A 21,090-nucleotide genomic window follows, 5' to 3' on the forward strand; every position below is an offset into this window, starting at 1 on the left:
TTTTGAGCATCAGCGACGAGGCCCAGCAAAAATCGAATCGTGGCTTGCAGCTTGCTCTGGTTTACCTTTGGGGTACACCTCAAAAGTAATATCTTGCAGTTGTTCTTTAAAGGCGCTGCGAGGCGCACGAACAAACACTCGAACCGGCGTGACCACAGAAGGTTTCGCTTCAATTACCGCTGGGTCTAGCGTTATTTCTGCGCCTTCAAGCCCTTTCAGTTTCACTTCAATCGGCAAAATATCTGTGGTTTTATTGATGATCTTAATGACATATTTGTTTTGAATATCACCATTAGATTGCATCACAAACATCGGCGTACGATCGTGAACCACGTTCAATTCCAGGTTGCTTCGAGTTACCAAGCCATAAGCCAAATAAGTGACAAATAACAATATGGTGGTGGCGTACATTAATACCCGTGGCCGAATCAATTTAGTTTTTTGATCACGGGCGATCTCGTTCTCTGACGCATAGCGAATCAAACCGCGTGGTTTATCGATCTTATCCATAATCTGATCGCAAGCATCAATACACAAGGCACAAGTAATACAACCTTCTTGCTGACCTTTACGAATATCAACGCCGGTAGGGCAAACCGCAACACACTGGCCACAATCGATACAGTCACCCTTGTCATTGCCGGCCGAATTCTTTTTCAGCTTGCCACGTGGCTCGCCACGCTTGTAATCGTAACTAGGAACAATACTGTTATCGTCCATCATTACGCCTTGAATTCGCGCATAAGGACAGAGCCAAAAACATACCTGCTCACGCATAAAGCCAGCCAGCACATAAGTACCTAGGGTAAAAGCACCAACAATTCCGTAAGAAATAGGATGAGCAGTGAAATCAAGCATCCGACTTAGCAAGTCACGGGCATCGGTAAACCAAGCCGCAAAGCTATAACCGGTTAGCACTGCAATCGCTAACCAAAGCACGTGCTTAATTACTTTTTTACGGATTTTAGTAGCATTCCACGGCGCTTTTTCTAGCTTGCGGCGCTGGATATGGCTGCCTTCTAGCTTTTCTTCAATCCAGGTATAAACATCGGTCCAAACTGTCTGGAAACAGAAAAAACCACAAAACACTCGCCCGGCCACTGCGGTGGACACCGCCAACAGCACAGCAAAAAAGCCCATGACAAAAGTAAACATCCAAATGTCTTGCGGCAAAAAGGTCATGCCGAAAATATGAAATTGTCGCGCAGGAATATCAAACAACATTGCTTGACGATCATCCCACTGCAGCCATGGGCCTATGAACAGCACCAGCCACACCGAAGAGGTCAAATATTTGAAGTTGCGAAAACGGCCGCCCATGCGCTTAGCATGAAGGGTTGAACCGCCGGTATTCACTTCCCAGAAATCATTCTCTTCATAAAGACGGGCAAGCTCGTCTTTATCCATTACCTTTACAGGTTGCGCTTCAGTCGAATCTGACTGTTTTGCAGTGGGCTCAGCGGACATTTCTACTCCTTTTCTGCACAGAGATTTTTTTGGTCAAAACAATTTTAACCACAGCATTCATAGCGAATGGGCAGATATTCTCTATGCAATTAAATAGTCCCAGCGAAACACTTTCAATCGAGCAACCTCAATAAAGAGTGCCGATGGGGCTTATCGGTTTTACTTTTCCTTACGATCACTATCTTGGTTCATTTTGGACAGGATGAACCAGCCAAATGCTCCAAAAACACCTAACGAAATACCAACAGCGACAAAAGAACCCCAAAATACAGCGTCCATAACCTTCTCCTCATCTGAATCATTTAATGAAAACGCCTTTTCATTACAACTTTCAGGGCTATCTATAGCCTTGATAAAAATCAATCTTTTGCATTTCGTCAGTAAGACTTTTTACAAAAACTGGCGATAAGAAGAACGGCGTTAGTCTATCAGGCTTAATTGATTTCTAAAGGGCAAGATTTGTTCCAACTGTCATAATGACAGAAAGAAAAAACTAACAGTTTGATTTTATGAAGTTTTAACAGGAAAACTAAGCGTTGTAGCCATTGAAGATATTATTTTAGCATTGTATAACGATATATCGACACCAAATAGCAAGACTAGCGATATATCGCCACCTCTTGATCTATCGCAAGTCGTTTCATTCTTGAACGAAGAGTACTAGGTGGTAAATCGAGAATAGCCGCAGCACCTTGCTTGCCAGCAATCACACCCTGAGTATGCGCCAATACTCGGCGAATATTTTCTCGCTCGGCATCTTCAGCGGTCATTAATGGCATTTTATTCGGCTGGCTTACGCCAGATAATTCAGGCGAAACCAGTTCAGGGATATCCAACACCTCACCACGGCTAATAATTGCCGCATGCTCTAGTACATTTTGCATCTCACGAATATTGCCCGGCCAATCATGGGCAATCAGCCGCTGAATACTCTTTTGGCTAACCCCGTTAATTCGACGACCTAATTTTTGCGCTAACTGTTGAACCAGCGCACTGGCTAACAATGGAATATCTTGTTTACGCTGACGTAACGGTGGAACTTGAATGGGAAATACTTTTAGCCGGTAAAACAGATCCATTCGAAAAAGCCCCAGACCGACCATTTTCTGCAGGTCCCGATTGGTCGCAGCAATTATTCGTACATCCAATTGCAACGTTCGGCTGCCACCGACTCGCTCCATTTCCCGCTCTTGTAAAATCCGCAGCAGTTTCACCTGGGCATCCATCGGTAACTCAGCCACTTCATCCAAAAATAAAGTGCCGCCATCAGCTAATTCGAAGCGGCCTTTGCGTTGCACGGTTGCACCGGTAAAAGCCCCCTTTTCATGGCCAAACAGTTCGCTTTCTACCAAAGTGGGTGCAATCGCGCCGCAATTCACTTTAATCAGCGGCCCAGTTGCCCTGCTACTTTGTTGATGAATTGCCTGAGCGACTAATTCCTTGCCCACTCCATTTTCACCGGTAATCAATACACTGGCATCGGTTGGAGAAACCTGATCAATTTGTTGCCTTAACAATTGCATTGCCGGTGCTTCACCTAGCATCGGTTGTTCTGGCTGTTGGCCAGCAACTTGAGCACGTAAGCGATTATTTTCTTGTTCTGCTTCGGCTTTTAATCGCTCGATCTGCTCCAAGCTGGTTTTTAATTGCTGCTCATGGGTCATTCGTTGCGACACATCGCGAAAAACCGCGACTGCCCCCACTAATTGATCATTTTCAAAAATGGGCGTGGCACTATATTCCACCGGAAAACAGCTACCGTCTTTTCGCCAAAATACTTCTTGAGAAATATGATACGACTGGCCGTCGTGCGCGGCTTTAAAAATTGGGCATTGATCTAGCGGATAGGGTGAACCATCAGCATGGCTATGGTGATGTAAATGATGTATTGACTTATCCAGCAGCTCAGCTTCACTCCAACCCATCATGGTTTGTGCCGCTGCATTGGCAAAGGTCAGCCGCCCTTGCGCGTCTAGGCCATACACACCATCACCTATGGCGTTTAAAATCAAACTTTGGCGATGCAGCAAACTGGCGAGCTGTTGGGAGCTAGAACTAGGCATAACGAATAAGTCCAAAAAATCAAACATTGACTTACAAAAAGAAACCTATCAATCATCCAATAGGATAGAGCAGAGCAAAGCTATTTTTCATTCATGAGGCGTGTTCAGTCAAGATCTGCAAAGCCCTAAATCGATTTTTAATCAATTCAGTTGAGTTATCCTTCATTGTATCCGGCATAAAGCTGTTTTTAATGAGCGATTCTATCATTGGGATTTTTTTTCCAATCAGCTTAATAAACGCTTCAACTATTTTTGACACCACGCCAAGCCTCTCTGCAAATACTATGAAGTCATACCCTGTGTAATAGCCATAATACTGGTAGTTAATTAATAAACTATCATCTTCACCATTTGCTAAAAGATCCAGAGCTAAATACCCCTGCCCTCCAGTATATTCTTCACAAAACAGACAATCATAATTAGGTGCGAGCTTATCATAATAGTGAGTTTTACTACTTTCAAATCTTATAACACTGAAATTTTTAAGATGAAGATCATCATTCCCGATTAAATAAGCAAAAATAATTCTATTTACGTAGTCACTGGCAACCAGTAAGTTATTTCTAGTGACTTCAAGCAGCGTTCTTCCTGCCTCCTCATAAGAAAGAATGTATTTAGATTCACTCACAAGGTTCATACACTGCAATAAATCTTCTTGATGATGCTGAATTACGATATTTTTTTCATTTAGCTCTCGATCAAAACGCTTACAGATATATGCGTACTCACCATCAGTAAATTTTGCAAGCGCGCAATCTGCTGTTCGAAAGCCTAGAACATTGCTTATTTTCATCGCAGTATGCTCATTTTCCGCAGCATTAGGAAATGCTTCAGGGCTAGGCTTCAGTATATAACGCCCTCCAACATCTGTTGGCTTAAAAGCATCTTCTTTAATAATTAGCGATAACTTTTGCTGAACGCCTGAAATACTTATTCCTTCAACATATTTTCGGCCATTTTCAAAAAAATCCTTACGAGAAAACGGCAAATCAAGACTAGCTTTGCTCCCATCAACAAATGATTTTAACTGAGCAGAATTTGCTCCCGAGACACTTTTAGTTCTCAAAGGTTTCAGACTTACCCGGCAAAACTCACTCATTTTAACTCCAAAATTTATTTCTGGTATGGTAAAACTGTTACAGCGCCCACCAGATCTCTACCATTTTTAATCAGTAATCCAAAGCGATCATTTTCATCAATTTTTTGTGTAATCGACTGCAATTTACGCATCCATCCTTCACTAACTAAATTATCAAAAAAAGCTGGCAACTGAGCGTTCAAAAATGGTTCCTTTTGCAACGGATAACAAAAAGCAATTGGAGTCCCAGAAATTAAATACCTTGAGTCATACTGAAAGGAAAACCCTGTATCTAATTTTGTTAAGGTTCCTGCCAAAACGCCCCGATAATACACACTAGCTTCTTTGATAATATTCCCAATTAGCTTATCCATATTTCAAGACCTAACACTCCAGCTACTTTTAAAATATTTTCTAACAGAACCTTGGGGTTATTGGCTTCTATCTTACTGATAGTTGAATAAGAAACCTCTGACATATCTGCGAGTTCTTGCTGATTAGCATCATGCTGAAGTCGTTTCTTGCGTATAAGCTGGCCTGCTTTCTGTATAGAAACAGCTTCAGAGCGTGTTTGTATCAAAGACAGTTCTTCCTGGGCACTCTCTAGCCTCTCTTGCAGCTCTGCAAATAGCTCTGCTGTCGAGAGCTGCGTCAAATCTTGTTTTCCCATAAGACCTACAACGTATAACATATTTGATTACAATGAAGAATATATGCTACAGAAAACATTTACAAGAAATTATCTTCTATAAAAACTATCTTGTCATACATATGATCAGTATATATGCTATAAGATATATCTCTCCAACAAAACATGCCAAGACATATATATGATTTGCTATAAAACCAAAAAATATCTTATAACACATAAAAACACCTACCAGTGTGCGTCAGAAACTTGTAATCGGGCATTGATCTAGCGGATAGGGTGATGTAAATGATGTATCGACTTATCCAGCAGCTCAGCTTCACTCCAACCCATCATGGTTTGTGCCGCTGCATTGGCAAAGGTCAGCCGCCCTTGCGCGTCTAGGCCATACACACCATCACCTATGGCGTTTAAAATCAGGCTTTGGGATGCAGCAAACTGGCGAGCTGTTGGGAGTTGGGGTTGAGACTGGAGTCAGACATAGCAAACAGATTTAAAAGAACACACAGGCATTGTCGGCAGCGCAGCAAATTAGTCAACCTATCCTGCACCACAGGCAACAATTTAACCGAAGTCGCTTTCTATTCGTGAATTTGATTGAATAGCATTACTCAGCATACTGTTGTGATTCGCATTAAGAGCAACATTGCAGACAACACAAAACCCAAGATTTAAACGCGACAAATCAACCGCTATATTTTTAAATTGCTTCAATAACCACGGTGACCCAATGAGCGATATTTTCCATAGACAACTGATTCAATCTGACGCAGCTGCAATGTATGAATTATTCAAATTTTCAATTGAAGCATCTTGGGCAAACTTGGGGATTACACCAGAAGAACTTGATCATATGGGCGCGCCATATTTTGAAGCACTAATTCAAAACCTAGAACAAATGCAGTTGGGAATATTTATTGGCACTTTTAATATGGAAAACCAATTAATCGCTTGCGCCGGATTTACCAGAAACGAGCGCCTTTGCAGCCGCCATACCGCTAGAGTTATCGGCGTAGTCGTCTCTAGCCCAATGCGTGGAAAGGGTTATGGCTCATCACTTTTAAAGCAAATCATTCAAAGCTGTGCGCTTAGCAATATTGAACAATTGACGATTGATACAGCCGATACCGGAGCCGGAGCAATAAAACTCTACCAAAAATTAAATTTTAATTTATATGGTCGCGAAGCTTCAGCAATCCGTTACGCGGAAGAAACTTATGACCGGCTGTTGCTATGTAGAGAAATAAACGCATCCGATGCATCAATAGTTTAATCTAAGAGTTAGGCCTATGGTGCCTACCAAATACAATAAAAAAATAAAATGAAAAATAAAATACCTTAAATATTAACAACCGCCGCAAATTAACAACTTGCGGCACTTAAAAAACCATCCAATAAAAACAATTACGAATGATTAACAAAGAAAACTATTTTTTCTCTTTGCGGATGGCTTTTAACCCATTCACGGAATTGCTTAACTATAAATAGATCTTCTTCAGAAACAACTTGTAATAAGCGTTGTTCGCGCGCTGAATCCAACTCTTGCTGACGAACTTTTCTCTGCCATTGCTCTGTGAAAACTACTGGCATTTTTCGTGACAATTCCAAAGACTTTAATAGCGCCCATTCGCCACCGTCTAGCCAGGCTTCATCGCAAGAAGTGCATAAATCTAACCGGTTACTGGTGCATCCTGAGACTTTAAATTTAGTCATCAGCTTTTTGCACTTAGGACAGGCTAACGCTGCAGATGTATCGTTTACAGAAACATCTGTCGTGATGTTGTCTTGCTGAGGATCTTCAATATCAGTGATTACATCTGAAGGCTGCAGTGGCGTTCTTTCCGCCCAATCGCGGTAATACAATAAAGAGACCAACGCGCCGCCACAATCTGTACAGCCCATGGCAGCTAGGCCTTGTTCTATTTTGGTAGCGCGTAACGAGCGCGACTTACATTTCGGACAATCCATTGAGTCACCTCTTTTCAAAACAACAAGTAGTCTTCTACAACGGCCTAGTCAATGAATCTATATTGCCGAAACAACAGCGTAATCTCCAGTAGCTAAATCACAATTTTTCTGGGTCGATAACCAAAAAACTGCCTGGTATTTACTGCACCCGTATCAATCATCCCAACGCTTTTCAGTTCAATGTTTCGGCAAGCTGCTGCAAGCTATCGACGGTGATTGTTGGTTGAAACTCCCACGGATCAAATACCGCATGAGTAGTGCGCTGCAACCAAGCAGTTTTCCAGCCACAAGCGATTGCACCTGTGACATCAAATGGGTTACTAGAAACCAGCCAGCAGTGTTCTAATGAAGTTTCACTTTCAACTAAAAAATGCTGATAAACCGCAGGGTCTGGCTTAAAGGTTTGCACACTATCTGCACTGACAATACCTTCAAACAAATGATCGATTCCAGCTGATAGCAACAATGCTTTAACCGCATCAGCCTTGCCATTAGAAAAAGCAAACAAACGAAATTCTTTTTGTTTAAGAACTTGTAATGATTGTTTAACATCAGAAAAAGCTGGCAGCTCTCGATAGCTATCAAGTAGCTGTTTTTTCTCAGCATCAGATAAATAGCACTTATGTTTTTCACAGCAATAATCTAATGCCTGCGAAGTGCACACTGAAAAATCGGCATACTGCTTCATTAATCCGCGGCGAAATGAATATTCCAGCTGTTTTTCACGCCAACTTTGTGAGAATTCAACTGCTTTATCGTCAATCATATGCCGCAGTAATGAAACCACGCTATGGGTGTCAATTAAAGTGCCGTAGATATCAAAAGCCAAGGTGGTCTTCATGCTGTTTCTCCTGAGAATTGCCTGATCAATCTGTTTACTGACAATTCTATTTAAGGTTATACTAGCTTTAAAAACAAAAAAAGGGAGGCAGATTTTCATCTGACCTCCCCTGCACTTCAGGTTCTATTAGTTAGATTTTTTATTAAATCACTAACCATTTACTACCTTAGTTTTTCCACCAGCATTAATTGAAATAGACTTTGGCTTCATTGCCTCAGGAATTTCCCGAATTAATTCGACATCCAACAATCCATTTTCCAATTTTGCATCAACAACCTTTACATGATCTGCCAATTGAAAGCGGCGTTCGAAATTGCGTTCGGCAATTCCTTGATGTAAAAATTGTCGCTTTTGCTTTTTCTCAGACTTCTTACCAGAAACAGTTAACACACTGCGTTCCATACGAATATCAAGTTCTTCTTCAGCAAAACCACTGACTGCCATAGTAATTCGATAGCTATTTTCGTCGAGCAATTCAATATTGTACGGAGGGTAAGCTGGGTTGCTTTCACGGCTTGCTGTATCAAGCATATTCAGCATGCGATCAAAGCCAATAGCGGAACGAAACAGGGGAGAGAAATCTACAGTTTGCATGGTCAAATCCTCGTAAAGCAATCTGATTAAATAACCTTCTCCATAAATGGCAGAAGGATTGTTTGCAGACCCGTAATCGGCGTCTGTGATTACTATATAAGGATAACTTTTTTCTTTCCAAGGGCTTTAAAATGATTTTTTTCAATTAATTTATTAACGCCGACATGTCTTATACAAAAAAAGCCCGGTAACTATTGATAATTACCGGGCTTTTAAATATGGCAACAGGGCTTAATTTAACTTTCTAAACCATCAAGATACTTTTCAGCGTCCAGTGCGGCCATACAGCCAGTACCGGCAGAAGTAATCGCCTGACGATAAACGTGATCCATCACATCGCCACAAGCATAAACGCCTTCAATAGATGTTTGGGTCGCATTGCCTTCACTGCCAGACTGCACTTTGAGATAGCCATTATTCATTTCCAGCTGACCTTCAAAAATACCGGTATTCGGCTTATGACCAATCGCAATGAAAACACCCGCCAAATCGACATCTTTAGTTTGGCCAGATTCAGTGCTCTTGATACGCATGCCGGTCACGCCCATCTGGTCACCCAGAACTTCATCTAACGTGTGATTCCATTCAATGCTGATGTTGCCATTTTCAGCTTTCTCGGCAATTTTATTGCGCAGAATTTTTTCTGAACGGAACTCATCACGACGGTGAACCACCACGACTTCTTCAGCGATGTTGGACAAATACAGTGCTTCTTCAACCGCAGTATTACCACCACCGACCACCGCAACTTTCTTACCGCGATAGAAAAAACCATCACAGGTGGCACAAGCTGAAACGCCTTTGCCTTGGAAGGCTTCTTCGCTTGGCAGACCCAAATATTGAGCGCTAGCACCAGTGGCAATAATTAATGCATCGCAGGTATAAGTACGATCATCACCTTCCAAGCGGAAAGGACGCTGTGAGAAATCTACCTTGCCAACCTGATCAAAAATAATCTCGGTCTCGAAACGTTCTGCATGCTGGCGCATCCGCTCCATCAAATCTGGGCCTTGAACACCGTCGTTATCACCAGGCCAGTTATCGACATCTGTAGTCGTAGTCAGCTGACCACCCATCTGCAAACCGGTTACTAACACCGGATTTAAATTGGCTCGCGCAGCATAAACAGCGGCAGTGTAACCAGCTGGGCCAGAACCCAGAATCAGCAGTCGAGCATGCTTGGTTTCGCTCATGGATTGAACACTCCAGAATTTTAAAATTGCCACAGAATACACGGCAGAGAACTATCCGCCTAATCAAATCAATCAATGGCTTTTATTGGAAAAAACTATTCAAACAGAGCGTTCGATAGCAATGATCTTCCAACCGATAAATGGTGATTATCTTTGCGGAATTGAACTGCGATGGGAAGGTTTGCTTCGTTTTTCTTGGTACATCCGGTTATCAGCAATCGTAAGCGCCTGCTCTACATTACCCATACATTCTGAAACCAATGCGGTGCCAGCACTTAAGCCAATTTGTGAATAACCTTGCTCTCGAGTCGAAGCTAACGCCAAGTCCAATCTTCGCCTAGCTTGCTTGGCATTTTGAATCCCTAGTATCGCAACGAACTCATCACCACCGGTTCGGTAGAGTCGATCTTCAGCTCGAAACATAGTCTGCATCGATGTAGCAAACACCTGCAGCATTCGGTCACCTTCAGCATGACCAAGACTATCATTTACCCCTTTCATACCATCAAGATCTATCGCCATAATCAAATGATCCTGAGTATGATCATGCTGCCAAACCTGCCGTACAAGATGTAAATCTTCTTCCAGTGCTTTACGGTTCAGTAAATGAGTTAGCGCATCAGTTCGTGCTTCAAGCTTGGCAACCTCTGCTTCTTTTCTGCTCTGCAGCGATTCTTTAGCTACTTTGGCAAGCTGCTTACCTTGCTCTCGACTAGTAAGCTTCTCACTTTTATGCGCTTGTTTTTGCTTTAACCACAGCTGCTGCTGACGACGGAAAAAAGCATTGCCCATTAAAAGCACCGTTAGAAAAACCAAGGTTCGATTCAACCACCATGCACTAATCATCCATCGATCGGCATTATCAAAAGTCGCCAGTGATTCTGACACGCACCACAGCATCACCGGCAATAATGATAGGTGCAATGGACCTGGATCTGGCAGACCAGACATATCATAAGCACTTCGAACCCGGGACAACCAAAGAAACTGAGCTCCCAATAGCAGTGCGGCAAATAGCCAGCTAATGCGAGGGTCAATCACTAAAAATGCACTAAATACCAGCAAGTGTATCGGCAACATAAAATTACCAGCGCGCACCAACCATTTTGACAAAGCCACTGGCTTACCTAACACCCGGCAAATCCACACTACAATCAATGACCAGATCGCCAACAACAGCCATTGGCTAGCGACTGCTGGTAATGCCCAAGGAAATATTAAATGCTGCTCCCGTGTTGCCAGTGTCAATAATGGCAGCATCATTGCGACAAACAATGCGTATCGCAGCATCAAACTCGGTGTACTAAACAACGCGCCATAAACCGCCATTCCCAGCAACAAACCATAAACTAGAAATTCAAAATCTGGTTTGGGTAAATTTTGCGGCAGAAGCCGGCTATCAACCATTCTAAAATGAATCTTTTGCTGCGAATTACTTTGCATCGAGATCAGTATTCGATATCCATACCCTGCCGGTAATTCGAGATAATAAAAGCCTTCACTGGCTTCCATCAGAATCAACTCATCACCTGACTGGTAATAAACTTTTAAAGAAAGCGGACTGGAATGCTGGGGGACCAACCAAACAGGCCGCACTTTGCCTGACTGGTTACTAACTAAAACAGAGAACCATTCAGGCTGGCTTGGTTGCAGGGTGATCTCTCGAGGCAAGTGGTTGGCACCAGCAATAACAGAAGGCGCACCTTGTGCATGTGGCTTTTCAATTAAATTGAAGAAACGGGTGATGTCACGAGCCACCGATTGGTGATCGAGTACCAATAATTGCTCCGGTGCAGCCCATATAAATGAGCTAGACAGCAGCAATAGCAAGCCACACAGCAATCGCGGCATTTCAGTCCCTTGTTGAATTTATTATTATGATTATTCCATTTCAGCCAGAGACGCTTTGACGACTTCTGGCAGAGGGTTAATCCGTAACCCTCTTCAGCCTGCATAATAAACAACCTTTGCGCTGTGATCACCCTCTGTTTTTAGCAACTTCTACTCGATTTCTTCCAGTTTCTTTTGCTAAATAGAGTGCTTGGTCCGCTCGTGAAAAAGTACCGTCTACTGTTTCGCCCTTCACAAATTCAGCACAACCAATTGAAATGGTGACACTAACTGGTTTGTCGTGATAACGGAAGTCCGAGACTTCAACCAACTCGCGAATCGTCTCGGCAACTACAGCTGCTTGTTTTATATCGGTGCTTGGTAATAACAAAACAAACTCTTCACCACCATAACGGGCCACAAAATCACTTTGCCGCAAACGACCACGCAGTAACTTACTAATGTATGTCAGTGCTATATCACCTGCCTGATGACCCAGTTGATCATTAATCAATTTAAAGTGATCAATATCACACACCAGCATTGAACAGGGTTGCTGTGAATTTTTCCAGCGGCGATATTCCAAAGCAATACGCGCTTCATAGCTTCTCCGGTTTGGCAGGCCAGTCAACCCATCTAGTTCTGCTTGCTCTCTTTGCGTTTGAAGCTCTGTGCGTAGTGAAACAGATTCTTGTTGCAGTGCCATTAAACGACGATGAAATTCTTTACCTTGTTCCAGCATAAAATTTAATTTTTGTTGTAGCTCTTCAACTTCATCCTGGTTTTTACGATTACGATGCACTTGCCGCTTTTGCAGCTGGTCCATCCCAAAAACAATTTTATTCAACCGATCACTAACCTCAGTTTGCAATTGATGCATTCCAGGTGTTTCTTGCAAAGTCACCTTAATACCATCAACTTCTCGTTGAATCAGGCGGCCCAGTATTTTTTGATCAGCTAAAGATTTATCTCCACTCTCTAAATAACGAGATTGCAGGTCGAGTAAAATTTCTAGCCTAGAATTTACCGATGCTAAAAAGCTCGCTAGGTTTTCCTGTTCATCTTTATGCGCATCAAGCAGCAGATCAACCATTTCTTCCAGCAAGCCTGGCAACCTTCTCAGAGATGGTTCTTGCTCCAGCTGATCTCGCAAAGTATCACCATGATGTGCTAACAATTTAGGCATGCTTAGCTCATCCATCAGCCTTAATAGCTGATTGAGAATACTTTCTGGCAGTGACGCATCTGCAGGGTTATCGGAGTCAATTAATTCGCCATGCTCATTCCGCTCAGGTTCTTTATTAAGCAATCGTTGCCAAAAACCTTGTTCTTGCTCTTGTTCTGGCGCCAATTCGGTCAATGACTCTTTTAAACAATGCGCCAAGCTGGTTAAAAGATCTGGCATTTCGCTGCAAGTCGCAGCATCAACCTGAACGGCTAACTGCTTTAACCGACGACGCATTTTAAAAGACAGTTTAATTGACTGCAGCATGCCAATCATCGATGCCATCTTTTGGCGAATGGTCAGATTGCGCTTGCCCATCCGCTTTTCGTAAGCAATCAACTCATCCGCACTTACATCAACCCAGAGAGATAACCGATTAACATCCAGCTTCTGCCCAAGAATTTGCTTAAGCTCATCGAGTTGCAAAGAAAGCTGCTGATCATCAGTTTCAACAGCTAGCATCACTCGTCTGAGTGATTTACACAGCAAATTAATTTCTTTTTTCCACTGCTGCTCTTCTGTTTCAAATTGCTTCAGCTGTTGTAAATATTTTCTACGCCAATTTTCTGTTGGCCGAGTTGTTGGCTGCATCTTTCCCCCGCAACTTCTGGCGGCATAATTATTAATGATGGCCTAATGCTGATCAACACTACTTTAAAGTCAGTTTAAGGCTGACTGGCAGATGATCAGATAATCGCCAAGGTAAGGCCTGATATTCTGCCACTTTCAGAGATCCCTTAACCAGTATGTGATCAATAGAACGGACAGGAAACCAACTTGGATAGGTATGCGGACAACCCGGCAGATAAAAACCACCAGATTTCAATAACTCATGCTTATATAAATTTTCTGCAGATTCATTGAAATCGCCCATTAACAGGCAATCGGGATAGGGTTTAAGTAGCTCGAAGAGAAAATCTAGCTGTGCTTGACGGCTTTTTTTACCTAAAGAAAGGTGAACAATTGCCACTGTTAGGTGTATCCCACAAAAATCGATACTGGCTAATATGACACCTCTTCCAGCAATAGGTCCAGGTAGGGGATGATGTTGATAATCAAGAATTCTTGAACGGCTTAACAAGCCATTACTATGGGCGGCAACCGGCTTTTTTATGGTGCCGATATGCCGATTTTTTTGCACTCGCCAATGAAGAAAACCCGCTTGCTTGGCTAAATTTTCAACTAAATTGATCTGATTACTACGATAACTGCCTGCATCGGCTTCTTGTAAGCCAACCAGATCATAATGCTTGAGAATTTGAGCGATTTGTCGCAAGTTCCGATGACGTTTTTCCCCTGGCAGCATATGTAGCCAACTACTTAAAAGGTAATCCGACAAGCTGGTACTGGGAATACCCACTTGAATGTTATAACTCAAGACATTCAAGTGGGTCATATTATATTCCCCTGATTTATTTATCGACTAGCTCGCTTTGGTTAGCTTTCGTTCATTACGCACTTTTTCAATCAGATAATTCATCACTCGAAAATATACTGAAAAATCACCTGTAATTGCCGGTGAAGTCTCATATCGACCATCAATCACAGTGGTTGGAACGCCTTGTAAACCATAAGATTTAGCGCGTTGATTCGCTTTATCTAATTGTTGCCGAACCACGATTGAATTCATAGTGCTACTAACTTGTTGCGGTGTTTTGCCAAAGCGTTGGAAGAAGGCGAGTACTTTTTCTTCTGTTTCCAGACGGTTCTTCTTCACTTGAATTTCATCAAAAAGCGCTTGGTGAAAATCTTCACCTAAACCCAATGCTTTACCTGTGTAATAAACTGCACCATGCAAAATCCACAGCTTGCCGAATAGCGCGGGGGTTTGTGTGAACACGACATCATCAGCAAGGTTTTGTGACCACTTATGAATTCTCGGCTCCAGCTTGAAGCAGTGCGGACAGCCATACCAAAAGAATTCTGCCACCTCAATTTTCTGGCCTAATGGGCTTGACTGATCAGGCTTTGGAACCAGTTTGTAGTGTTCACCTTCTTCAAAAGCCTCTGCCAGTACTAGCGAGCTGAAAAAAAATAGTCCAAGCACCAATAAACGCATTAGTGAGTTCAGCCACGACAATGGCAGTAGAAAGTGTGAATTTTTTTTATACATTATTATCATCGCCTATTTATTGATAAATAAATCAATACTGAATTTTAATCTTATTGGTGATTGGTTTTGATAGGGATTTTATACGGCAAACAAACATTCTGCTGTGGATTTTAAGTAAAAAATTTGCAATATATTGTCACGTGAGAAGCACTTACACGGAAAATATCGTGCCAGCATCCTGCTTCTTTGCGAAAACCATTACATCCCTGTAAATATCGCACCAGCATCCTGCTTCTTTGCGAAAACCATTACATCCCTGTAAATAAAAAGCCGGACGCTTTAAGGCGCCCGGCTTTCTACAAACTTGATGTCAGATCGAGCCGACTAGTGCAAACCCTGCACAAAGTTGGCGACTGCCTGAATTTCAGCATCAGATAACTTAGCAGCTACCGAGCGCATCATTTTATTTGGATCGTTATAACGCTCACCACTACGGAAGGCATTTAACTGCGCCGTCGTATAATCAGCATGCTGACCAGATAACGCTGGGTAACCTGCAGAAGCAATACCACTTCCATCAGCTAGGTGACATGCCTGACAAGCAGCAACACCTTTAGCAGGGATACCGGCACGCCAGATCTTCTCACCCAACTTCAGATTTTCAGGCTTGGCAGAGCCTGGCTTGGCAGTTTGCTTGGAGAAGTAAGCAGCCAAATCTTGTAAATCTTGGTCGTTCAGCGGTGTAACCATTGGCATCATGGTTGCGTTATTACGCATTGGCTCAGTTTGACCTTCGTGCATCTTGAACTGAGTCAGCTGCTTGTAGAGATATTTCTCATGCTGACCGGCAATTTTAGGAAAGCTCGGTACCAAACTATTACCATCTGGTCCATGGCAAGCAGCGCAAGTTGCAGCCTTGGTTGCACCAGCATCGGCATCTCCACCGGCCATCGCTGGTCCGGCACCTACAATCATCAAAGCAAGAATCAGTTTTTTCATCGTACAACCTGGTTTAGTTATCTGGCTGTTGGACAGGGAACAGACACATCTTACTGCATCATAAACTCTATCGCGGCTCTCAATTCTGTATCGGAACAGCTAACACACAGACCTTTTGGCGGCATGGAACGCCTACCTTTTTTGGCACTGACCACTAACTGTTCGATACTACCTGCAGCTTCCAACCTACTCTGCCAGCCATATTTGCTTCCTTTTCTGGGAGCACCAGCAATGCCGGATGAATGACAAGTAGAGCAGTGTTGTTTATAAATCTGAGTCGCTGGTTGAGCAGCAACTACAGAAGGCATCAGCATAATAACTGATAGGCTTGCAATCTTCAGGTGTTTCAATCTTTGATCTCGAAACTATTGTTATCTTGCAGCAGGTGGCACTTTGCTGTGGAAGAAAGTGTTAAACTTGCCGCCCAGTTGCGTCAAAGCGCGCTGATTATATACCCAAATCACCTCAGGTTGCAGATTCACCTGTGAAGTGATTTGTCTATACATCAAACTTTTTGAATTCAGGAGCAGATCCGTTGAGTCAACAGCCAACTAACCCAGCCAATGGTAACTGGTACCATGGTGCCAGCTATCTGATTAGTGCGGCAGAGCTATCCCAGCTGCCCGAAGATACCGGCTTCGAAGTGGCTTTTGCCGGACGTTCCAACGCAGGCAAATCCAGTGCGATAAATACCATCTGTAATCAGAAGAGTCTTTGTCGTACTTCGAAAACTCCAGGTCGTACCCAGTTGATCAACCAGTTCGAACTGGATGACACGCATCGACTAACCGATTTACCCGGTTATGGTTACGCTAAAGTTCCTGAAGCGATGAAAAGGCGTTGGCAGAAAACGCTCGGCGAATACTTGGAAACTCGCAAGTGTTTACAAGGCGTGGTGCTGATGATGGATATTCGTCATCCAATGAGCAGCCATGACTTACAAATGTTGGAATGGGCTCGGGCTTGTAATATGCCAGTTCATTGCCTGCTAACTAAAGCTGACAAACTTAAGCGCGGCCCAGCAAAATCCACTTTGCTACAAGTGCTGAAAGAATTGAAAAAAATGTCCCCGTTGTTCACAGCGCAAATGTTCTCATCAAGCAAGCGCGATGGCCTGCCAGAAGCCTGGCAAAAACTGAACGAGTGGTATCAAGTTAATCAGGATTAATTTCCTGCTATTAACAATCTATTAGTGGCGATCATCTGTTGATCGTCACTGAGTTATCTAAAACCGCACTTGCCGCTGCTTTACCCATCATTCCACTTTGAAAAACAACAAACACCCGACAACAAACACTACTTTTGCGGCAAAAGCTATTGCACAATAACCGCCAGCAAAGCAGGCATCCGTCTGACTTTTTGTCTATGCAGCCGGTGAACACTGTTTGAAAAATCTCCGGCCAGCAATGCTTGACTAGGAGTTATCTATTGAAAACAAAATATTTGGCAAAGTTAATATCTTTATTCTTTTGTAGCCTGCTATTGATGAGCTGTACTGCAGCAAAAATTCTAAGCCAAGCTGACTTTAAAAAGCCACAAGCAGAGTTTGTTGATTACCAAATCACAAAAAAATCTCTTTCAGGATTTGAAGCTGTCATTAACCTCAAAGTCTTTAATCCCAATACTTTCGGCATTAAAGACTTATCTCTAAACTATCAGCTTGCTTCGGAACATGGTGTGATTTTCCGTGGTGATAATGCAGCTATAGCGATCCAGCCTCAAGCAACAACATATCTTTCTTTACCAATAAAAATTCGCTACAAGAGCCTTCTTAAAGTTATTCCAGATTTAGCTGAACCCATAGTTTTCAGTCAAGATCATTTACTAGCGAAAGCAACTGTTGGGTTAAACTATGCACCCACTATTTACAATAAAAAAGAGCAAGGCGGGCTTTATCTAATAACAAACAAAATTACCAAAGAAGTAAAAATACCGCTACCAAAGAAAAAAATCGATAAATTTAAACGGAAGTTAAAAGATAAATTCAAGAAACTTTTTTAATTTTCAGAGCAGCAATCATCAATCGTCATGGCCTGGAGTAACCAGGCCAGCGATTTAAAAATTCTTCATAGCATCGGAAATACGGTTTAAAAAGGCTTTGCCACGTTTTTCACCCGCAGCGACTGCGCTATATAAAGAAACCGTTTTAATTGAAACAAACCAGCTAGTACAGGCACGCATCGTCAAGGTAATGAAAAATCGACCCGGATTACCAATTAAAGCCATTCGCCACCAACTTGCGCCATAGGTATTAATAAAAACAATCTTTTTAATCTCGGTCAGCAGCGGAACAATCGTTCCAGAGTCAGTAAATGTTGAAGCGATTTCTGGTAACCAAACTCTATCTAACCAGCCTTTGAAAATTGCCGGTGCGCTCATCCACCACACAGGGTAAATCACCACTAGCGCTTGCGCCCATTGCAGTTGTGCAACTTCTTCTGCAACCGGGGTAATATTATCTGGCGTATAGTGCTTTTTATATGCATCTAACGGCAGTGATGGATCAAACCCATTTTTATATAGATCTAATTCCTTCACCTGATGCCCTTGTTGCAACAAAGCTTGGCAAGCGGTTGTTTTTGCTGCTTGGCAAAGGCTATCAGGGTCAGGGTGTGCAATAACAACTAATACTCGCAACTGAGTGGCTCCATTCAATAATTGCACTCATTATAATACTCACTTGCTAGCGCAGCTCTGATCAACAGCAAACTCGAATCAGATTCGATAGATCAAGCCACTTTTCAATAATTGATCAACCAACTGCTGTAAATCGCTATCGATAGATTGAGGTAGCGTAAGTTCGATTTGGCTAGCAAGGTTTTTTACAAAGTTGGCAGATTGAGAATCAGCCTGAATAATTTTTAATTCACCATTAATAAATAAATTTAATGTTGCTGTATTTTCTGTATAGGCAATTCTTACTTGCTCATTTCTTCGAACGACTTCACCTGATCCACAGCTTTGATCATCAGATTCAGCGGTGATTTCTGAATACTTGGGTTCAGTAACAAACTCTCCAAACCATTGCGCTAGTTTTTCTCGATCATTCACTTGATCAAGTATGATTTTTTGCACACGATCTAATGCTTCATCGGTAATTTGGCCGCTATTAGTTTGCAAGGTTAAATCAGCATCGGCATAGCGCTGTTCAGATTTTAATTGTTCACCAATAAAATCAGTGAAACCATGTAAAATTTCATTAACTGACGGCGCTCTAAAACCAATTGACCAAGTGGTACTGCCATCTTCCAGAGACACGCCACTATGACCGACTCCAGGAGGCAAATACAACATATCACCCGGCTGTAACACAACACTTTGTTCTGCTTTCCATTCTGGCAAAATCATCACCGGCATATTAGGTTTGCGCGGAGAATCTTCACCGTAAATACCGCCAAATTCCCAGCGACGAGAACCAGAGCCCTGAATTAAAAACACATCATAATTATCGTAATGTGGCCCCACACCACCGCCAACAACTGAATAACTAACCATTAAATCATCAATACGCCAGCGGGGTATGAAATTAAACTGTTCTAATAACTCGGCGGCTTCAGGCACCCAGTGATCAACTGCCTGAACCAATAAGCTCCAATTTTTCTCTGGCAACTCGGCAAAGATAGATTCCTCGAATGGCCCCTGTTTTAACTGCCAAGTATCTTGCTCTGGCTGATGTAGCACAATTCTTGATTCAACCATTTCTTCACAAGCCATCCCAGCCAACTCATCAGGAGATAATGGCAGCTCAAAATCACTAAACGCATTACGAATCAACAATGGTTTTTTATGCCAGTATTGCTCAAGGAATTGTTGCTGGGAGAGACCTGAGAGAGAGAGTTTCATGGGCATGTTTTTCAAAATTGACATCACTTAATAAACTGCAGCAAATATAAAGCGATGATAACCAATTGACAGCGCCACCGATAGGGTGCGATTTCCTTGGTACGATCTAAAAAATACTCAGTCCAATTCGGGAATTGTCGGCCATTGCACCGCCTTGATTGAACCTGGTAGCTGATCTGCATGATTTTTTTCATCATCAGATGATTCCAGACGAACTAGCTGGTTGACCATTAAATGGCGAAAAGATTGCGGGAAATAATGTGCATAATAATGATAGGCCGTCACTGGAAAAACAGCATTATTCCAAGGATCACAAACGACTGCAGATTCGCCCCAATTCCAGGGCTCAGCCAGACTAACATCACCATCTCGACCAATCACTAAAAAAGCATGACCAAACTGCGCCGGTGAACGATAATTCACATGAAGTAAATCTAACGGAAATAAGTTAGATTGTGCCAAGAATAAAAACGCCGCTGCTGACATTTCGCCACAATTACCAACACCACTTTTCATTGCCAAGGCTGCATGAAATCGCATTTGGCTTAAACGAAAAGAACGGGGAACCCGCCAAGTTGAAGATAACTGATGCTGTTCGAGTAGCTGGTTATCATATTCTGCAAACCAACTTTCATTTCGCTGTCGAAGTTGACGCTTTTCATCACTGGCAATTCTTGACCGGTCCAACAGCATTGGCCGGTGAACACCCGTCAAATTAGTCGAACTGGCAATTGCACGACGAATATGTACGCAAGCCAAGCGAGCCATCATCAAGTTAAAACTCAAAGACTTCATGCGGTTCCATCGCATAAGAAAATATAAGATCTAGTGTAGTGTTAAAACAGAATTTGTTCTGATTGTGCTAAGAATAAAAATGCTGCTGCTGACATTTCGCCACAATTACCAATACCATTTTTCGTTATAGACTGATCAAAATAATTTTATCTAAGGAATGCCAGACCTTACCTTTTTAGCGAAGATCTTCGGCATCTGAAAAGCAATCAAGAACACACGTGGCCTGATTAAACACCAAGATTACAACGTCTGAACTCTGACATTTTTTCATGCGTTTGAACTGAACAAATCGACCATTCAAGCTGAATAGATTTTATCAAGAATGGTATCGATAAATTAGTTTAGAGTAGGAATGCTCAAACTGATGAGTTGTTCTCTATGTATTGAGAAGTCGAAACTTTTAATATTAAAAATGCTATTTTTCGCATAAGAATGAGCGAAACCAATATCAAAATGGCCTAATCGAATATATTCGGCATCTGCCAAATCTGC

22 protein-coding genes are annotated in these 21,090 nt (G+C 42.4%); 3 read left to right on the forward strand and 19 right to left on the reverse strand.

Features of this window, described 5'->3' with window-relative positions; translation table 11 throughout:
• Positions 1 to 9: 9 nt before the first annotated feature.
• The 6 genes from ccoG to DC094_RS07930 all read right to left on the reverse strand — a co-directional run bounded on the left by ccoG (position 10) and on the right by DC094_RS07930 (position 5,677).
• Positions 10 to 1,467 carry a cytochrome c oxidase accessory protein CcoG gene (gene ccoG, locus DC094_RS07905; RefSeq protein ID WP_116686574.1) on the reverse strand — a complete coding sequence of 486 codons (1,458 nt, stop codon included), beginning with the start codon at positions 1,465 to 1,467 and terminating at the stop codon, positions 10 to 12.
• Between the two features lie 599 nt (positions 1,468 to 2,066).
• Positions 2,067 to 3,530, reverse strand: a complete 1,464-nt coding sequence (locus tag DC094_RS07910; RefSeq protein ID WP_116686766.1) for a sigma-54 interaction domain-containing protein — start codon at positions 3,528 to 3,530, stop codon at positions 2,067 to 2,069.
• 91 nt (positions 3,531 to 3,621) lie between these two features.
• Positions 3,622 to 4,629: a type II toxin-antitoxin system HipA family toxin gene (locus DC094_RS07915; RefSeq protein ID WP_116686575.1), complete on the reverse strand. Its 1,008-nt coding sequence runs from the start codon at positions 4,627 to 4,629 to the stop codon at positions 3,622 to 3,624.
• A gap of 14 nt (positions 4,630 to 4,643) precedes the next feature.
• Positions 4,644 to 4,982, reverse strand: coding sequence for a HipA N-terminal domain-containing protein (locus DC094_RS07920; protein WP_116686576.1), 339 nt, complete (start codon positions 4,980 to 4,982; stop codon positions 4,644 to 4,646).
• Entirely contained in the window at positions 4,970 to 5,278 is a 309-nt protein-coding gene (locus tag DC094_RS07925) for a helix-turn-helix transcriptional regulator (RefSeq protein WP_158527257.1), read from the reverse strand. Before DC094_RS07925 ends, DC094_RS07920 begins: the two co-directional genes overlap by 13 nt.
• A 246-nt stretch (positions 5,279 to 5,524) precedes the next feature.
• Positions 5,525 to 5,677 carry a PAS domain-containing protein gene (locus DC094_RS07930; protein ID WP_116686578.1) on the reverse strand — a complete coding sequence of 51 codons (153 nt, stop codon included), beginning with the start codon at positions 5,675 to 5,677 and terminating at the stop codon, positions 5,525 to 5,527.
• A gap of 310 nt (positions 5,678 to 5,987) precedes the next feature.
• On the opposite strand from DC094_RS07930, the gene DC094_RS07935 reads away from it, so the two are divergent.
• Entirely contained in the window at positions 5,988 to 6,530 is a 543-nt protein-coding gene (locus DC094_RS07935) for a GNAT family N-acetyltransferase (RefSeq protein WP_116686579.1), read from the forward strand.
• 131 nt (positions 6,531 to 6,661) lie between these two features.
• Here DC094_RS07935 and DC094_RS07940 read toward each other — a convergent pair whose 3' ends face one another.
• The 10 genes from DC094_RS07940 to DC094_RS07985 form a co-directional block, all read right to left on the reverse strand.
• Positions 6,662 to 7,225 carry a TFIIB-type zinc ribbon-containing protein gene (locus DC094_RS07940; protein WP_116686580.1) on the reverse strand — a complete coding sequence of 188 codons (564 nt, stop codon included), beginning with the start codon at positions 7,223 to 7,225 and terminating at the stop codon, positions 6,662 to 6,664.
• A 172-nt stretch (positions 7,226 to 7,397) separates the two neighbouring features.
• Entirely contained in the window at positions 7,398 to 8,066 is a 669-nt protein-coding gene (locus DC094_RS07945) for a haloacid dehalogenase type II (protein ID WP_116686581.1), read from the reverse strand.
• 150 nt (positions 8,067 to 8,216) lie between these two features.
• Positions 8,217 to 8,660, reverse strand: a complete 444-nt coding sequence (locus tag DC094_RS07950; protein ID WP_116686582.1) for an Hsp20 family protein — start codon at positions 8,658 to 8,660, stop codon at positions 8,217 to 8,219.
• A gap of 236 nt (positions 8,661 to 8,896) precedes the next feature.
• On the reverse strand, positions 8,897 to 9,853 hold the full coding sequence (trxB, locus tag DC094_RS07955) for a thioredoxin-disulfide reductase (protein WP_116686583.1): 957 nt from the start codon (positions 9,851 to 9,853) through the stop codon (positions 8,897 to 8,899).
• A 147-nt stretch (positions 9,854 to 10,000) separates the two neighbouring features.
• Entirely contained in the window at positions 10,001 to 11,704 is a 1,704-nt protein-coding gene (locus DC094_RS07960) for a GGDEF domain-containing protein (RefSeq protein WP_116686584.1), read from the reverse strand.
• A 127-nt stretch (positions 11,705 to 11,831) separates the two neighbouring features.
• On the reverse strand, positions 11,832 to 13,499 hold the full coding sequence (locus tag DC094_RS07965; protein WP_116686585.1) for a GGDEF domain-containing protein: 1,668 nt from the start codon (positions 13,497 to 13,499) through the stop codon (positions 11,832 to 11,834).
• Between the two features lie 58 nt (positions 13,500 to 13,557).
• Positions 13,558 to 14,304 (reverse strand): endonuclease/exonuclease/phosphatase family protein, encoded by a 747-nt coding sequence (locus DC094_RS07970; RefSeq protein ID WP_116686586.1) that lies wholly within the window; start codon positions 14,302 to 14,304, stop codon positions 13,558 to 13,560.
• A gap of 27 nt (positions 14,305 to 14,331) precedes the next feature.
• Complete coding sequence (locus DC094_RS07975) at positions 14,332 to 15,021, reverse strand: thiol:disulfide interchange protein DsbA/DsbL (RefSeq protein ID WP_158527258.1); 690 nt, start codon at positions 15,019 to 15,021, stop codon at positions 14,332 to 14,334.
• A gap of 324 nt (positions 15,022 to 15,345) precedes the next feature.
• A complete protein-coding gene (locus DC094_RS07980; protein ID WP_116686588.1) occupies positions 15,346 to 15,960 on the reverse strand; it encodes a c-type cytochrome in 615 nt (204 codons plus the stop codon).
• Positions 15,961 to 16,010: 50 nt separating this feature from the next.
• Positions 16,011 to 16,274 (reverse strand): c-type cytochrome, encoded by a 264-nt coding sequence (locus DC094_RS07985; protein WP_116686589.1) that lies wholly within the window; start codon positions 16,272 to 16,274, stop codon positions 16,011 to 16,013.
• Positions 16,275 to 16,495: 221 nt separating this feature from the next.
• Between DC094_RS07985 and yihA the strand changes: the two genes are divergently transcribed.
• Together yihA and DC094_RS07995 are read left to right on the forward strand one after the other, a co-directional pair.
• Positions 16,496 to 17,128, forward strand: a complete 633-nt coding sequence (gene yihA, locus DC094_RS07990) for a ribosome biogenesis GTP-binding protein YihA/YsxC (RefSeq protein ID WP_116686590.1) — start codon at positions 16,496 to 16,498, stop codon at positions 17,126 to 17,128.
• A 260-nt stretch (positions 17,129 to 17,388) separates the two neighbouring features.
• Complete coding sequence (locus DC094_RS07995; RefSeq protein ID WP_116686591.1) at positions 17,389 to 17,961, forward strand: hypothetical protein; 573 nt, start codon at positions 17,389 to 17,391, stop codon at positions 17,959 to 17,961.
• A 54-nt stretch (positions 17,962 to 18,015) separates the two neighbouring features.
• Here DC094_RS07995 and DC094_RS08000 read toward each other — a convergent pair whose 3' ends face one another.
• The 3 genes from DC094_RS08000 to DC094_RS08010 all read right to left on the reverse strand — a co-directional run bounded on the left by DC094_RS08000 (position 18,016) and on the right by DC094_RS08010 (position 20,598).
• Positions 18,016 to 18,615, reverse strand: coding sequence for an NAD(P)H-dependent oxidoreductase (locus DC094_RS08000; RefSeq protein WP_158527259.1), 600 nt, complete (start codon positions 18,613 to 18,615; stop codon positions 18,016 to 18,018).
• Positions 18,616 to 18,675: 60 nt separating this feature from the next.
• On the reverse strand, positions 18,676 to 19,803 hold the full coding sequence (locus tag DC094_RS08005) for a cupin domain-containing protein (protein WP_241503992.1): 1,128 nt from the start codon (positions 19,801 to 19,803) through the stop codon (positions 18,676 to 18,678).
• 117 nt (positions 19,804 to 19,920) lie between these two features.
• Complete coding sequence (locus DC094_RS08010; RefSeq protein ID WP_116686593.1) at positions 19,921 to 20,598, reverse strand: hypothetical protein; 678 nt, start codon at positions 20,596 to 20,598, stop codon at positions 19,921 to 19,923.
• Positions 20,599 to 21,090 lie beyond the last annotated feature (492 nt).

It is taken from the genome of Pelagibaculum spongiae (genome assembly GCF_003097315.1).
GTDB lineage: Bacteria > Pseudomonadota > Gammaproteobacteria > Enterobacterales > Pelagibaculaceae > Pelagibaculum > Pelagibaculum spongiae.

Coding starts and splice junctions, on each gene's coding strand:
- ccoG (WP_116686574.1), bottom strand. CDS start 1,467: ATGTCCGCTGAGCCCACTGCAAAACAGTCAGATTCGACTGAAGCGCAA.
- DC094_RS07910 (WP_116686766.1), bottom strand. CDS start 3,530: ATGCCTAGTTCTAGCTCCCAACAGCTCGCCAGTTTGCTGCATCGCCAA.
- DC094_RS07915 (WP_116686575.1), bottom strand. CDS start 4,629: ATGAGTGAGTTTTGCCGGGTAAGTCTGAAACCTTTGAGAACTAAAAGT.
- DC094_RS07920 (WP_116686576.1), bottom strand. CDS start 4,982: ATGGATAAGCTAATTGGGAATATTATCAAAGAAGCTAGTGTGTATTAT.
- DC094_RS07925 (WP_158527257.1), bottom strand. CDS start 5,278: ATGGGAAAACAAGATTTGACGCAGCTCTCGACAGCAGAGCTATTTGCA.
- DC094_RS07935 (WP_116686579.1), top strand. CDS start 5,988: ATGAGCGATATTTTCCATAGACAACTGATTCAATCTGACGCAGCTGCA.
- DC094_RS07940 (WP_116686580.1), bottom strand. CDS start 7,225: ATGGATTGTCCGAAATGTAAGTCGCGCTCGTTACGCGCTACCAAAATA.
- DC094_RS07945 (WP_116686581.1), bottom strand. CDS start 8,066: ATGAAGACCACCTTGGCTTTTGATATCTACGGCACTTTAATTGACACC.
- DC094_RS07950 (WP_116686582.1), bottom strand. CDS start 8,660: ATGCAAACTGTAGATTTCTCTCCCCTGTTTCGTTCCGCTATTGGCTTT.
- trxB (WP_116686583.1), bottom strand. CDS start 9,853: ATGAGCGAAACCAAGCATGCTCGACTGCTGATTCTGGGTTCTGGCCCA.
- DC094_RS07960 (WP_116686584.1), bottom strand. CDS start 11,704: ATGCCGCGATTGCTGTGTGGCTTGCTATTGCTGCTGTCTAGCTCATTT.
- DC094_RS07965 (WP_116686585.1), bottom strand. CDS start 13,499: ATGCAGCCAACAACTCGGCCAACAGAAAATTGGCGTAGAAAATATTTA.
- DC094_RS07970 (WP_116686586.1), bottom strand. CDS start 14,304: ATGACCCACTTGAATGTCTTGAGTTATAACATTCAAGTGGGTATTCCC.
- DC094_RS07975 (WP_158527258.1), bottom strand. CDS start 15,021: ATGTATAAAAAAAATTCACACTTTCTACTGCCATTGTCGTGGCTGAAC.
- DC094_RS07980 (WP_116686588.1), bottom strand. CDS start 15,960: ATGAAAAAACTGATTCTTGCTTTGATGATTGTAGGTGCCGGACCAGCG.
- DC094_RS07985 (WP_116686589.1), bottom strand. CDS start 16,274: ATGCTGATGCCTTCTGTAGTTGCTGCTCAACCAGCGACTCAGATTTAT.
- DC094_RS08005 (WP_241503992.1), bottom strand. CDS start 19,803: ATGAAACTCTCTCTCTCAGGTCTCTCCCAGCAACAATTCCTTGAGCAA.
- DC094_RS08010 (WP_116686593.1), bottom strand. CDS start 20,598: ATGAAGTCTTTGAGTTTTAACTTGATGATGGCTCGCTTGGCTTGCGTA.